The organism is Cellulophaga sp. BC115SP (genome assembly GCF_009905545.1).
Lineage (GTDB): Bacteria > Bacteroidota > Bacteroidia > Cytophagales > Spirosomataceae > Flectobacillus > Flectobacillus rivi.
This window is the reverse complement of record NZ_JAAALB010000004.1, coordinates 199,297-214,445: the sequence shown is the minus strand read 5'-3', so window position 1 is coordinate 214,445 and position 15,149 is coordinate 199,297. Positions and strand designations below refer to the sequence as shown.

9 protein-coding genes are annotated in these 15,149 nt (G+C 38.3%); 5 read left to right on the top strand and 4 right to left on the bottom strand.

Features of this window, described 5'->3' with window-relative positions:
• Positions 1–76 precede the first annotated feature (76 nt).
• The 3 genes from rpsB to rplM form a co-directional block, all read right to left on the bottom strand.
• Complete coding sequence (gene rpsB / locus GVN22_RS05225) at positions 77–889, bottom strand: 30S ribosomal protein S2 (protein ID WP_166549994.1); 813 nt, start codon at positions 887–889, stop codon at positions 77–79.
• 166 nt (positions 890–1,055) lie between these two features.
• Positions 1,056–1,445 (bottom strand): 30S ribosomal protein S9, encoded by a 390-nt coding sequence (gene rpsI / locus GVN22_RS05220; protein WP_166549993.1) that lies wholly within the window; start codon positions 1,443–1,445, stop codon positions 1,056–1,058.
• 59 nt (positions 1,446–1,504) lie between these two features.
• On the bottom strand, positions 1,505–1,948 hold the full coding sequence (gene rplM / locus GVN22_RS05215; RefSeq protein ID WP_095161345.1) for a 50S ribosomal protein L13: 444 nt from the start codon (positions 1,946–1,948) through the stop codon (positions 1,505–1,507).
• A gap of 456 nt (positions 1,949–2,404) precedes the next feature.
• Here rplM and GVN22_RS05210 point away from each other — a divergent pair, with 456 nt between their 5' ends.
• Together GVN22_RS05210 and GVN22_RS05205 are read left to right on the top strand one after the other, a co-directional pair.
• Entirely contained in the window at positions 2,405–4,462 is a 2,058-nt protein-coding gene (locus GVN22_RS05210) for a S9 family peptidase (RefSeq protein ID WP_166549992.1), read from the top strand.
• 249 nt (positions 4,463–4,711) lie between these two features.
• On the top strand, positions 4,712–5,506 hold the full coding sequence (locus GVN22_RS05205; protein WP_166549991.1) for an SDR family oxidoreductase: 795 nt from the start codon (positions 4,712–4,714) through the stop codon (positions 5,504–5,506).
• A gap of 65 nt (positions 5,507–5,571) precedes the next feature.
• On the opposite strand, the gene GVN22_RS05200 is transcribed toward GVN22_RS05205, so the two are convergent.
• Positions 5,572–6,900 (bottom strand): amidohydrolase, encoded by a 1,329-nt coding sequence (locus tag GVN22_RS05200; RefSeq protein ID WP_166549990.1) that lies wholly within the window; start codon positions 6,898–6,900, stop codon positions 5,572–5,574.
• Between the two features lie 663 nt (positions 6,901–7,563).
• Between GVN22_RS05200 and GVN22_RS05195 the strand changes: the two genes are divergently transcribed.
• The 3 genes from GVN22_RS05195 to GVN22_RS05185 all read left to right on the top strand — a co-directional run bounded on the left by GVN22_RS05195 (position 7,564) and on the right by GVN22_RS05185 (position 15,108).
• Positions 7,564–10,806, top strand: coding sequence for a TonB-dependent receptor (locus GVN22_RS05195; protein WP_166549989.1), 3,243 nt, complete (start codon positions 7,564–7,566; stop codon positions 10,804–10,806).
• Between the two features lie 70 nt (positions 10,807–10,876).
• Positions 10,877–12,187 (top strand): RagB/SusD family nutrient uptake outer membrane protein, encoded by a 1,311-nt coding sequence (locus GVN22_RS05190; RefSeq protein WP_166549988.1) that lies wholly within the window; start codon positions 10,877–10,879, stop codon positions 12,185–12,187.
• Positions 12,188–12,483: 296 nt separating this feature from the next.
• A complete protein-coding gene (locus tag GVN22_RS05185; protein ID WP_166549987.1) occupies positions 12,484–15,108 on the top strand; it encodes a T9SS type A sorting domain-containing protein in 2,625 nt (874 codons plus the stop codon).
• Positions 15,109–15,149 lie beyond the last annotated feature (41 nt).

Here is a 15,149-nt window from a genome sequence, read left to right as displayed (position 1 = left end):
ATTGACACTTAACAACTTAAGAGTATTGGTGTCAATCTACGAAAGAAAGTTTATAGGCTAATAGCCCCATTTGCTACTAAGCTTCTTCTTCTTTCTCGTATTTAGCTGCTAATTTCGCTGCTTCGCGTGCTGCTTCTTCTTCCTCTGCAACTTTCTTTGCCTCTTCTTCTTCAGCCATACGAGCATCGTCTTTATCTTGCTTACGCTCCATCAAACCTTCTTCGATAGCTTTACCGATAGCTAAAGTAATCAATGCGATTGATTTGTAAGCGTCATCGTTTGCTGGAACTGGGAAGTCTACTAAATCAGGGTTTGAGTTAGTATCGCACATAGCGAAAACTGGGATACCCAAACGTTTTGCTTCAGCAACTGCAATGTGCTCACGCTTTACGTCAACTACGAACAAAGCAGCAGGAAGACGAGTCAAATCAGTGATACCACCTAAAACTCTTTCCATTTTCTCTTTGTCACGAGTCATCATTAAACGCTCACGTTTAGCCAATGCCTTGAAAGTTTCTTCGTCTTTCAACATCTTTTCAATCTGTCCCATCTTCTTGATAGATTTACGAACAGTTGCAAAGTTTGTCAACATACCACCCAACCAACGGTCAGTAACGAAAGGCATTTTCAAACGACGTGCTTCTTCAGAAACGATCTCTTGAGCTTGTTTCTTTGTAGCAACGAACATTACTTTACGTCCAGAACGAACGATTGCTTTAATAGCAGTACAAGCTTCGTCCAAACAAGCTAAAGTCTTGTTCAAATCGATGATGTGAATGCCATTTTTCTCCATAAAGATGTATGGAGCCATTCTTGGATCCCACTTACGTGTTAAGTGTCCGAAGTGAACACCAGCATCCAATAAGTTTTTGTATTCTAATTGTGCCATTTGTGTATTGTTGAAATAAATTCAACACTAAATGATGAAAAAAATATGAGTAAATAATCGCTGCGGCATCGGTCACTGCAAGCCTAACAGCAATAAGCATTTGGCATACGAATAACGAGCAGCCCATTGCTGGGCTGAAATTCGTAAGCCAAAAGCCGTAAAAATATTAACGTTTCGAGAACTGGAATCTACGACGTGCTTTACGACGACCTGGTTTCTTACGTTCTACCATACGAGGGTCACGAGTCAAGAAGCCTTCTTTCTTCAATGGAGGACGCAATTCGCTATCGATTTCTTGCAATGCTCTAGAAATAGCTAAACGGATTGCTTCTGCTTGTCCTTTGATACCACCGCCATCAACGTTTACTTTAACATCATAAGCACCTTCAGTTTTTGTTAAAGCGAAAGGCTGGTTAACGATGATTTGTAAAATTTCTGATGGAAAATATTCTTTAATTTCACGACCGTTGATGATGATTTCGCCCTTACCTGGAGTCATGTAAAGACGCGCAACAGCCGTTTTTCTTCTTCCTAATGTATTAGTTACTTCTGCCATTGTTTTATAGAGAAGTTATCGGTCATAGTGGCGCTCCCAACTACAACTAATAACGATTATTAGAATTTAATTTCTTTTGGTTGTTGAGCTACGTGTGGGTGTTCAGTACCTGCATAAACGTGCAAGTTTGTGAACAAACGACGACCTAAACGGTTTTTTGGAAGCATACCTTTTACTGCTGCTTCAACTACACCTCTAGGGTTTTTGCTCAACACTTCTCTTGGAGTAGCAAAACGCTGTCCACCTGGATAACCAGTGTGACGAGTGTAAACTTTATCAGTTAATTTCTTGCCAGTAAAACGGATTTTATCAGCATTGATTACGATAACGTTATCACCACAGTCAACATTCGGAGTGTAGCTTGGCTTGTGTTTACCACGTAAGATTTTAGCAATCTCAGAAGTTAAACGACCTACGATTTGGTTTTCTGCATCTACGATTACCCATCCCTTCTCTACGGTAGCTTTGTTAGCTGAGATGGTTTTGTAACTTAAAGTATCCACTTTTGTTCTAAGTTTTAATGTTATGAATCATCTTTTACAGATGACGGAATACACCTGATTTTCAATGATTTTGCCTTATTTCCTTTCTGAACGGGCATCCAGTCGAAAATGGGAATGCAAAATTACTGAATATCATGACGATATACAAATAATTACAAGGAAAATTTTCGTATAAAAGCCTATTCTTTCAATTTTTCTTCTAGATTGATTTGCACCTCTTTAGACTAATCACTAAGCCCTAAAGGTCATTTTTTTAGTAGTCAATTTATCTTTAAAATATTAGGTCCAAATATTGTGTAATTGGAACTTGCCTGTATCCAGTTTAAGATTTCTCTAAGAAAACTTTATCTTTGAGCAATGCGTTTAGCTAATGACCTACGTTGAGGTTAAATACAAATTATTTTATTTATCGAAAACATTACCGTTTTTACTCAGTCTGACAATTCCATAAATTCTATGAACATTCAAGGTATTCCAGCGCCAAAGGCTCCTATCAAACCTTATCCTATGACCATCCACGAGGATACTCGTGTTGATAATTATTATTGGCTAAATGACCGTGAAAATCCAGAAGTAATTGCCTACCTTGAAGCAGAAAATGCTTATACAGAAACGGTTATGTCTCCAACAAAAGCTTTTCAAGAAGAGCTTTTTGAAGAAATGAAAGGGAGAATAAAAGAGCAGGACGAATCTGTTCCTTACCGTGATGGAGATTACTACTATTATTCTCGCTATATCGAAGGTGGAGAATATCCGTTGTATTGTCGCAAAAAACATTCAATGGAAGCAGAAGAAGAAATTCTTTTAGATGGTAATGCTCTTGCCGAAGGACATGAGTATTTCTCGATTGGTGGCTATGATATTTCGGACAACGATCAAATATTAGCTTACAGTATCGACACTATCAGCCGTCGTAACTATACGCTTTATTTTAAAAACCTTCAAACTGGCGAGTTATATCCAGAAACAATTGAGAATACCGAAGGTGGTGCTTATGCTTGGGCAGCCGACAATCAAACCATTTTTTATCTGCAACGTGACCCTCAAACTTTATTAGCATCAAAGGTTTATCGCCATAAATTAGGTACTTCAGCCTCAGAGGATGTTTTGGTATATACAGAGGAAGACCCTCAGTTTTATATGGGATTGGGGCGTATGAAATCTAAAAAATACATTGTTTCAGTTTCTGATCATAATGGTGTTTCTACAGAATATCGCTTGTTAGAGGCATCAAACCCTGATGGTGACTTCAAGGCATTTTACCCTCGCCAGCATGGCTTACAATATTCGATAGAACATTTTGAGGACAAATTCTATATCCGAACAAATGTGGGTAATGCGACCAACTTCAAACTAATGGAAGTTACTGAAAATGAGTCGTATGATATTAAAAACTGGAAAGAAGTAATCGCACACCGTGAGGATACTTATTTGGAGGGCATAGATGTTTTTCGTCATCATTTGGTATTAACAGAACGTAGTAATGCACTAATTCATTTAAGAGTAATCGACCAACGTACACAAAAAGAACATTATTTAAACTTTGGTGAACCTGCCTACGATGCAGGTGTTGGATACAATCCCAACTTTGATACTGATTTACTCCGCTTTCATTATACTTCATTGACTACCCCTAGTTCGGTATTCGATTATAATATGGATACACAAGAGAAAACGCTTATGAAAGAGCAAGAAGTTCTTGGGGTATTTAATAAAGAAGATTATCAGACAGAAAGACTCTTTGCAACTGCGCGTGATGGCGTACAGATACCTATTTCGATTGTTTATAAAAAAGGATTCAAAAAAGAAGGCTCGCAACCTTTGTTGCAATACGCGTATGGCTCGTATGGCTATTCTATTGACCCATATTTCTCGGCTGCACGTTTGAGCTTATTAGATAGAGGGTTTGCCTTTGCCATTGCCCATATCCGCGGGGGACAAGAAATGGGGCGTCCTTGGTATGAAAATGGGAAAATGCTTCAAAAGAAAAACACTTTCTTTGATTTTATCGATGTTTCAGAGTATTTGATTCAAGAAAAATGGACTTCGAAAGATAAACTTTTTGCCAATGGTGGCTCGGCTGGTGGTTTATTGATGGGCGCTATTATCAATTATCGCCCAGACTTATATAAGGGTATACTAGCAGCTGTTCCTTTTGTCGATGTTGTTACGACCATGTTGGATGAAACAATTCCACTTACCACAGGCGAATGGGAAGAATGGGGTAATCCTAAAGAAAAAGAGTATTATGATTATATGAAATCTTACTCTCCTTATGACAATGTGGTAGCACAGCAATATCCAAATATGTTGGTCACAACAGGTTTGCATGACTCGCAAGTTCAATATTGGGAGCCAGCCAAATGGGTAGCTAAACTAAGAGAGTTGAAAACCGACAATAATATATTGCTTATGCACTGCGATATGTCGACAGGGCATGGTGGCGCATCAGGACGCTTCCAAAGATTTAAAGAAGTTGCCAGAGATTATGCTTTTATTTTGAATTTAGTGTAAGGAAATAGCTTTTAGATACTAGTAGCTTGATATAAAAAATGCTTCTAGTGTTTTGTGACAGCTCAATTCAATTATAAGCTTACTACTATTATATATTAATGTAAAATAAAATTGCATTAATACGCATTAGGCAAAAATGTATTCATGGTTTTATTATAAACACTTTTATACTTTCAGCATACGGCATATAGCTTAATGCCTATGGCAGGTAAAACTCTTTCAATTTTAACTGCTAACTTATACAAAACTATGTATCTCGATCAAAAAGTCATTTGGATAACAGGAGCCTCTTCAGGAATTGGAGAAGCGCTAGCGCTAGAATTAGCAAAATTTCCAGTCAAATTAGTTCTGTCGGCTCGTCGAAAAGATGAGCTAGAACGAGTGGCATTACTGACAGGGTTGTCTTCCAAAGACCTTTTTGTATTACCCATGGATATGTTGGATATATCTTCGATGTCGCAAAAAGTAGAGGATGTAATACAACGTTTTGGTTATATTGATATCGTAATACAAAATGCTGGAGTGTCTCAGCGTTCGATGGTAAAAGATACCGTTTTTCAGGTTTATAGAGACTTAATGGAAATTAACTTCTTTAGCATTGTAGCGTTGACACAGGCTGTTTTACCGCATTTTACTCAAAGACAAAGAGGACATTTTGTAGCAATCAGTAGTGTGGCAGGTAAAATTGGAACACCATTACGTGGTGGTTATGGCGCTACAAAACATGCTGTAATTGCTTTTTTTGACTCGTTGAGAGCAGAAGTTTTTCCTGACAATATTGATGTGACTGTTATTTGTCCGGGATATATCAAAACGCAAATTTCGTTTAATGCACTTTCGGGAGATGGTAGTAAACATAATCAAATGGATGCTAATCAAGCTAAAGGAATGCTTCCTGATGAATGTGCTCGCCAAATTGTCCGAGCGATTATTACTAAAAAATCAGAAGTATATATCGGTGGATGGTACGAAGTAATGGGTGTGTATCTCAAACGCTTCTTTCCAAATTTCGTTTACAAGACTTTACGATTAAAAAAATCATAAAATAGAAAAGGGGATAATGATGTCATTATCCCCTTTTTCTTTATCGATAGTTCGAATGCATGAATTTACTTTCCTGTTGCGTTAATAGCTTTTCCAGCATTCATTTCCATATAGTCAAGCGTCAAGTTTGTCATGGCTTTCATACCTAACACAAAACCACCTTCGTCGATATAGAAGTCAGGCGTATGATGCGAGGCTGTTTCAGACTCTTTCTTTCCTTTTGGAGCACCTCCAAGGAAGAAGAACAATCCCGGTACTTTTTCTTGGTAAAATGCAAAGTCTTCTGCGCCAGTAGCCGCCGATGTCAAGAATACATTTTCTTTTCCAGCAACCGCTTCTAATGTTGGAACCATTTTTTCTGTCAAAGAAGGGTCATTAAAAGTTACAGGGCACATTTTAGTAATACTTACTTCAGCGATGGCACCAGCACTTTCGGCAATATTTGTAGCCACTTGCTTCATTCGAGCATGAATCATGTCCTGAACCTGCGTATCAAGCGTACGAATGGTTCCATTCATATTCAATTCTTCAGGAATGATATTGCTTCTTACCCCAGCATTGATTTGACCAACAGTTACAACAGCCGCTGATTCTGTAAGGGGAGCATTTCGGCTGACAATTGTTTGCAAGCCCATCACGATTTGTGAAGCAGTTACAATAGGGTCGATACCTTGCCAAGGAGTAGCACCATGAGCCTGTTTGCCTTTCAATTTGATTTTGAACCAGTCAGAAGCAGCCATTGTACCTTTAGGGCGGTAACGAATCGTTCCAACAGGTGCTTGTGCACTAATATGAAGTCCGAAAATAGCATCAACTTTAGGATTTTCAAGTACCCCCTCCTTTACCATCAAACCAGCACCACCTTCTTCCCCTTCAGGAGCGCCCTCTTCGGCAGGTTGGAAAATAAATTTTACGGTACCTTTCAATTCACTTTTCATACTAGCCAAAATTTCGGCAGTACCCATCAAAATGGCCACGTGCGAGTCATGACCACAGGCATGCATCACGCTTACAGGTTGGCCGTTATATTCACCCATTGCTTTTGAAGCAAAAGGGATATCCACTCTTTCTTTTACAGGAAGGGCGTCCATATCGGCACGTAATGCAATTATAGGACCTGGCTTGCCTCCTTTCAAAATTCCCACAACACCCGTTTTTGCTACGCCCGTTTGTACTTCAATACCCAGCGAACGAAGATGAGCCGCAACTTTTTCAGAGGTCTTAAATTCACGATTACTCAATTCAGGATTTTGGTGAAAGTCACGACGCCAAGTTACAACTTTCGACTCAAGCGACTGAGCTTTTTGTGCCACTTTAGCTTTGAGGGCTGCGGTCTGGGCAAATGACATATAGGCGCCTAAGAGCAAAGCACCAGAAAGTACTATTTTTTTCATGAAATGTGTTAAGGTTTGTGTGATGACAATTATACCATGTGCAATGTCAAATTTGGGTACTACACTTTTATGAAATTAAGAAGTTATTAAGAATATTCCAAGAAGAATCCATTTGAGAATAAAGCATATTAAGGATTACTGTGCCCCAGAAGCATACTATTTTAATAGGCTTATTTAAGCATCAGAGACTAAAAATTTACGTATATTAATCAACAGTTCATACAGTTACGTCTACACATTTCAAATTTTCCCAAAAAAATAAATATCCTTTTGAATAGTACTTTTTCAAGGCTCTGTAAAGCTTTAACTCTAAATTTTCAGGTGTTATATTAGAGGAATTGCAAATGGCATTACATTTGAAAAATCCAATAATTATCCTCTTAATTGTATTATAAAATGTAAATTCTTGCTAATTGGTCATTATTTCTAAAAAGATATATTTATCTTTTATTAGAGGCTTTTGTAAACAAAATATTATTTATTAGTGTTATGAAAGGAGAATCACTTTTTTAGGCGAAACGTAAAATATGTGAAACGTTACTAACCGAAATCTAATGTTCCAACATATAAAATTTGGTTTAGAAGTTTTTCTGTTTGTATTTTTGTTTAAATTGGAAATTAATCCACTGTCAGTTTAGTATTAACAAACTAAAAAATTGTCACATGAAAAGAAAGCTACTAATGAGCTTTGTTTTGGTGTTGTCGCTTATATTTAGCACAATCGCCCAAGACATAGCAATTTCAGGAAAGGTAACTTCATCAGAAGATGGTTCGACACTAGCAGGTGTCAATGTTACTATCAAAGGGTCTTCGAAAGGAACCACCACTGCTTCAGACGGTTCTTATCGTATCAGTGCTCCAGCAAAGTCTGTTTTGGTTTATAGTTTTGTAGGATTCAACTCTCAAGAAATTGCAGTTGGTTCAAAAACTATCATCAATGTTACTTTGAAATCATCTACTACTGACCTTGACGAGGTTGTAATTGTAGGTTATGGTACTCAGGCAAAAAATAAAGCTACTTACTCGGTATCCTCAATCAAAAGTGATGAATTAAAAAACCTTCCTGTTACAGGGGTTGACCAAGCTATGCAAGGTCGTGCGGCAGGTGTATTGGTTACGTCAAACTCAGGTACTCCTGGTGGTGGTGTTACGGTACGTCTTCGTGGTGGTAGCTCTATTACTGCAAGTAACGAGCCTTTATATGTTGTAGATGGTATTCCAATCAACACAGGTAGTTACTCTCAATTAGGATTTGGTAACCAATCATCAAATGCCTTGAATGATATTGCACCAAACGATATTGAATCAATCGACATTTTGAAAGACGCAGCAGCAGCAGCTATTTATGGTTCTCGTGCAGCTAATGGTGTTGTTTTGATTACGACTAAAAAAGGTAAAGCAGGCAAAACTCAAGTTAACTTTAACTACTACACTGGTTTTGGTCAGAAAGCTAGCAATAGATTAAGTCCTATCTCTGGTGCTGAAGAAACAAAGTTATTGCAAGAAATGGTAATCAACCGTTATGGTGTTTACAACAGTGCAGGTGGTTTAACAACTCCAGGTTTTGGTACAGGTACAAGTGTATGGGCGTCGGCAGCTGATGCAGCAGCTTGGTTCTGGCAATCAGATAGTAACGCAGGTGTAAATGCAGGAGGACAATTATATACCATCGAATCTGCAACATCAAAAGCTAGAGGAATTCGTACAGTAAATGTATTCCAAAACCCATCACAAGCAATTAGTACTAACTGGCAAGACTTGATTTTCAGAAATGCTCCAATTAGCCAATACGATATCTCAGCAAGAGGTGGTAACGACAAAACAACCTTCTTTGTATCGGGTTCATTGTTTGATCAAAAAGGTATTATCTTGGGTTCTGACTACAAGCGTTTGGTAGGTAGAATTAACTTAGAGCACCAAATCAGCAAAAGAGTAAAAACAGGTGCGCAAATGGCATATACTCGTTCATTGCAAAACCGTATCAACAACGATAACAACATTTATGGTGTATTGAGTACTGCTATTTTGATGGCATCTGATATTCCTGTTCGTTTTGCTGATGGTTCTTATGGTAAAGATGCTTCGTCATCTACAGAAAACCCATTGGCTGCAGCTGTTGAACCATATAACTTGTCAACTAGTGGTCGTTTGTTAGGAACTGTATTTGCAGAAGCTTCTTTGATAGATGGTTTGAAAGTAAGAACAAACTGGAATATGGACCAAGTATCATTCAAAGAAGACCGTTTCTTGCCAAACACATTGAACGCAGCTTCAGGGTTGAATGGTTCGGCTACCGCTACTAATGGTGGTGAATTGAACTGGTCAACAAGTAATTACTTGACCTACAACCGTTCGTTCAACAATATTCACTCTATTTCGGCTACGGCAGGTGCAGACTACCAACAATCTTCTTATGATTATGTATTGGCTTCTGCAACAAACTTCCCAGGCAATGCGATTAAAAAAGTATCTGCTGGTGCAAACAAAACTGATGCTACATCATTTGCTACATCTTGGGGCTTGGTATCTTACTATGGTCGTTTGAACTATGACTACGATGGTAAATACTTAGTACAAGGGGTATTCAGAACAGATGCTTCATCAAGATTTGGTGCTAACAACCGTTGGGGAACATTCCCTTCTATCTCGTTTGCATGGAGAGCTTCTAAAGAAGAATTCATGGAATCAGTACCAGCTGTTAGTGACTTAAAAATCCGTGCTAGTTATGGTAAAACAGGTAACTCTGAAATCACTAACTTTGGTTCTTTAGGTTTATTTGGTAGTGGTGTTGCGTACCAGTTAAACGGTGCATTAGTTCCTTCTCAATTATCAAATCCTGATTTGAAATGGGAAACTACAACTACTTCAGAAATTGGTTTGGACTTAGGTTTACTTAAAAACCGTATTACAATCAATGCTGGTTATTACCACAAATACACTAATGACTTGTTGTTGAATGCTACGATTCCTGCTACTTCTGGTTTTACTTCGGTACTCCAAAACATTGGTGAAATGCAGAACAATGGCTTTGAATTGGGTATCTCTACTGAAAATATCAAAGGTAAAGACTTCACTTGGAACACTAGCTTCAACATCACTTTCAACAAAAACAAAGTGATGAAAATCTTCAACGGAACACCAACTCCTTACGGTTTTGCAAGCTGGTTGGCGGAAGGTGAAGAGTTAGGTGCATTCAGAGGATATGTTGTAGACAAAATCTTCCAATCTGCTGATGAAGTAGCTGCTGCTAACGCTGCGGCAAAAGCAAAAGGTTTTACTTACTATCAAGTAGCAGCTACGGCTCCTGGTGATATTAAGTTCAAAGATTTGAACGGAGATGGTGTTGTCAATTCGGCTGATCAGCAAGTTTTGGGTTCTGCTCAACCAAAATTCTTTGGTAGCTTAACAAACGACTTCACATACAAAGGTTTCGATTTGAAAATTTTCGCGCAGTTTGTGTATGGCAACAAAATCTTGAATTATACTCGTAACTTCTCTGAAGGTATGAACGGTGTATTTGGACAAACAGATGCTGTATTGAACCGTTGGACTCCAACAAATACAAACACAGATATTCCAAGAGCTGTATATGGTGACCCTAACAACAACCGTCGTGTATCTGACCGTTTCATCGAAGATGGTTCATACTTGCGTTTGAAAAACGTGATTTTGGGTTACACATTACCTAAATCTGTAACAAACAAAGTTGGTATTGAGCGTGTAAGAGTTTATGCGCAAGCACAAAACTTGTTGACATTTACTAAATACAAAGGCTTAGACCCAGAAGTAAGTACTTTCACAGCAGGTGCAAATGGTAACTCATCAGCCAATGCTGCTTTAGGTACAGATTTCTTGACTTTCCCACAACCTAGAACAATTACATTTGGTGTAAACTTAACTTTCTAGTAGTACAACCACTTGATTTGTAGGTATTATTGTTTTACAGTAAGTTATTCATTTTAAAGATTTTGAAGCCATGAATAAACTAAAAATATTTATATTTAGTACTCTTGTTTTGGGCAGTACAGCTTGTGAACAAGTACTAGACCAACTTCCCCAAACTTCCGTAGTATCCGAAATTAAGGATGCTTCGACGGCACGTGCTGCACTTAACGGTGCTTACAATGGTTTACAATCTGCTAACTATATTGGTACTCGCTACCAATTACTACCAGATTTGCAATCAGGAAACCTTCGTCACACTGGTACTTTCTCTGATTTTGCAGAGATTGCTAACCGCTCAATCCTTACCAACAACACGTCGGTAACAGGTATGTGGACGCAAATTTATACGTCTATTTTGCGTGACAACTTCTTGATTAAGTATGTTCCATCGATTAACGAATCAGGCTTTACTGACGCTGCTAAAAACCAAATTGTAGCAGAAGCTAAGTTCTTGAGAGCGTTTAACTATTTCAACTTGGTAAGATGGTGGGGCGATGTGCCATTGGTATTAGATCCAACTGAGCAAGCAAACGAAACGTTGAAAGTATCTCGTAGCTCAACTGCCGATGTGTACAAGCAAATCTATGCTGATATTGATGCAGCACTTCCATATTTGCCAACAACAAATAAAGGAAAAGCTACGAAAAATGCAGCGTTGGCATTGAAAGCAAGAGCTGCTCTTTACCAAAAAGATTATGCTGCAGTAGTGTCATTGTGTGATCAAATTATTGCTTCAGGACAGCACTCTTTGGTGCCTACTTTCTCTAATATTTTTGCGACACAAGGAACGTCTGAAAGTATCTGGGAGCTTAGTTTTGAAACGACAAACAGTAATACTTTGGCATTCTTCTTATTCTCTACGGCTTTGGGTGGTAGAAATGAGATTCGTCCAAATACCACTTTGGCGTCTGCTTATTCAGCAACAGATACTCGTCGTATTTTGACGACTTCTTACGATGCTCAATTGAAATATTTCAGAATTAATGGAACAGACTTCCCTGTGCTTTTCCGTTATGCTGAAGTTATTTTGAACAGAGCTGAAGCGTTGGCTGAACTAGGAAGAAATGCTGAAGCTTTAACAGCTTTGAACTTGATTCGTAACCGTGCTGGTATTGGTGATGCAGATGCAACATTGGTATCGAACCCAACAGCATTGAAAACCGAAATCTTTACACAAAGAAGATTAGAGTTAGCATTGGAAGGTCATTATTTCTTTGACTTGGTTCGTACTGGACGTGCAGCAGCTACGCTGACTAACTGGGCAAGTACACAAGCATTATTGCCAATTCCACAAAGAGAAAGAGATTCAAACCCTAACATGACTCAAAACCCAGGGTATTAATCAATTTTTGAGGTATATATCATGATTATTTATTTGATTTAGTCATGAATACTATAATCTTTGAAAGAAGCTTCCTTTATCAAGAAGGAAGCTTCTTTTTTTATATAAAAAAAACTAATTTTAAACTATTCAAGTTTGAAATGTTGCTTTGATGACCTTATGCTATCCTTGTGATTTAGTGCAACTAATTTCTTCTTAAGTTGGTCTTTACAATAAGTATAATATCTTCTTAATTTTTGTAATCAACATTGATTCCACTTGAAAACATTTGTCCATTCTCACTTAATCCTAGACTTATGAAAAAGCAACTTTTACTACTTTTGTTGACGCTTTTTTCAATTCCTTTTATTCGGGCTCAATCAAAGCTTGACAAATTTGTAGGCCCCGGCAGAAGCATTTATTGCCCTCCTTCAGATCCAAATGCGCCTGCCGTAAAAAGCTATGTAGCTCCACCACTTGAGTATTTGCTCAAGCAAAATAGGGCTGCAAAAGTTACAGCAGACAAATCTCAATTTATTGTTACTTATAATGACTTTCCTGCTGATGCAAAAGCCGCTTTTCAAAAGGCTGTAGATATATGGCAGTCTATACTGGTTTCAGATGTACCTGTTCGCATAACTGCTAATTGGCAAAGTTTAGGAACTAGTGTTTTAGGCTCTGCCTCTACAACAGGTGCCTATAGAGACTTCCCAGGAGCTACCAAAGCTCAAACTTGGTACGCCGTTGCATTAGCTGAAAAAATGGCACATACCAACCTTAATGGTAATAATCCTGATATTGTTGCTCAATTCAATGGCGACTTTGCATGGTATTATGGAACAGATGGAGTCGTTCCTGCTAATAAATATGACCTCGTTTCTGTTGTTCTCCACGAAATTGGGCATGGTCTAGGATTTTTTGGCTCGCTGCGCGAAGCAAGCTCAGATGCAACGCTTGGTGTTATTACGGATGGTGGTATTCCTTATATCTACGATGTATTTGGAGAGAGTCAAAGTGGACAAAGACTACTCAATTCAAGTGTTTTCAAAAATCCCTCAGTAGAACTTCATCAGCAAGTGGTTGGAGGGCAACTTTATATGAATTCACCTTCTATTATTGCTGTGAATGATAGTTTGAGAGCCAGATTGTATGCGCCAAACCCTTATGACCAAGGTTCCAGCTATAGCCACTGGGATGAAGTTACTTACCGTACAGGCACAGTCAATGCCTTAATGTCTCCACAATTTGCCAGAGCTGAAGCAATTCACAACCCTGGCCCAATTATGTTAGGCTTTTTCAATGACATGGGATGGATTGGCAATACCATTAGCCATAAACGCCTAAAAGACACAGAAGACTTAGTTAATCCGCTTTCTTTCGCGGTAAAGGTTTTTGGTGACAGTGGCTTTGACTCAACTTCTGTCAAACTTGTATACTCGTATGGTGATATTACCAAGGATAAAACAGAAGTATTAATGACTCGAAATGGTAAAACTGGGAATTATACTTTTAGCTTACCAAACAAAGGAAATGACCAAACGTTAAGTTATTATTTCACAGCAGTCGACAGTAAGAAAAAAACATTTACCACACCAGCAGAAGCATCTGGAAGTATTGCCAATATTAATTTCTATAAAGTTAAAATTGCAGCAGATACTGTTAAGCCAGTTATCGATTTTGTAAATAATATCTCATTGGTAAAGCCTTCTGATACACAAGTAACTTTGCCGTCATTAACCGTAGCCGATAATATCGATATTGATACGGTTTATGTTGAATATTTGATTGACGGAAAAGCTCAAACAGCCTTTGGTCTAACCAGAGGTCAATCGGGGGATTTATTGAGTGGTGGGATTGCATATCCTTTTACGGGCAAGTTTACATTTGCTAGTGGCTTATTCAAAGGAGGAGAAAAGATTCAATACAGAATTGTGGTAAAAGATAGAACAAAAGCAAAAAACACAACCTACTCTCCGAGCACAGGTTACTATGAGTTTAGTGTACAAAAAATCCTTGCTGCTGTTAACTCATATATTACAACCTTTGAAAGTGTTGCTACAGACGATTTTTATACCAAAGGCTTTAGCGTAACACAGCCTTCTGGTTTTACTAGTAAAGGGATGCACTCTGACCATCCTTACAAAGACGGAACAGAATTTCCATTTACGGCCTCTGATCCTTCAGATACTTATAGCAACTTTACCTTCAACTTGCAAAAGCCTATCATTTTAAGAGGTGATACTGCCAAAATTTATTTCGATGAAATTGCGCTTGTTGAGCCAGGAGACAAAGGTGTTTCTTTTGCAAGTAATGGCGTTCCAAATAGAAACTTTTTTGATTACGTAATCGTGGAAGGCTCCAAAGATGGAGGTAATACGTGGAAATGGTTTCAAGACGGTTGGGATGCAGCGAGTAATGCTACATGGTTAGCTGCTTGGAATAGCTCTTCGGATGCCAATGGCAATTCATTAGCAGCAGGAACTCAAGCCTTATTCAAGCCTCGTGAAATAGATATGCTCAAATCTGGCGATTTTAAAGCTGGAGATCAAGTCTTAATTCGCTTCCGTTTGTTGGCTGATGTTGGTGCGCACGGCTGGGGCTGGGCTGTTGATAATTTAAATATCCAAGGTCCTAATCCAAATCCTCCTAAAGTGGTAGTGCTAGGAACAGAATTTGATGAAACTCAATTGTTCACGGTAAGCCCTAATCCAAGCAATACGGGTCAATTTTTACTGAAGGCTACTTTCGAAAAACCAGCAACAAAATTACGCTTGAGTGTAGCTAATATGCTTGGTCAGGAAATATCACAAGCTAGTTTCGAAAAAGTAGGAACTGAATTTTCTCAAATCATAGATTTATCTTCTGCAAGCTCAGGCACATATATCCTCCGCATGATGGTTGATGATAAATTGTATGTCAAAAAATTGATTAGCCATCGCTAAATTTAGTGAATTGAGATTGAGTGAATGAGTGATTATTTTAA

Coding starts and splice junctions, on each gene's coding strand:
- rpsI (WP_166549993.1), bottom strand. CDS start 1,445: ATGGCAGAAGTAACTAATACATTAGGAAGAAGAAAAACGGCTGTTGCG.
- GVN22_RS05210 (WP_166549992.1), top strand. CDS start 2,405: ATGAACATTCAAGGTATTCCAGCGCCAAAGGCTCCTATCAAACCTTAT.
- GVN22_RS05195 (WP_166549989.1), top strand. CDS start 7,564: ATGAAAAGAAAGCTACTAATGAGCTTTGTTTTGGTGTTGTCGCTTATA.
- GVN22_RS05190 (WP_166549988.1), top strand. CDS start 10,877: ATGAATAAACTAAAAATATTTATATTTAGTACTCTTGTTTTGGGCAGT.
- rpsB (WP_166549994.1), bottom strand. CDS start 889: ATGGCACAATTAGAATACAAAAACTTATTGGATGCTGGTGTTCACTTC.
- GVN22_RS05200 (WP_166549990.1), bottom strand. CDS start 6,900: ATGAAAAAAATAGTACTTTCTGGTGCTTTGCTCTTAGGCGCCTATATG.
- GVN22_RS05205 (WP_166549991.1), top strand. CDS start 4,712: ATGTATCTCGATCAAAAAGTCATTTGGATAACAGGAGCCTCTTCAGGA.
- GVN22_RS05185 (WP_166549987.1), top strand. CDS start 12,484: ATGAAAAAGCAACTTTTACTACTTTTGTTGACGCTTTTTTCAATTCCT.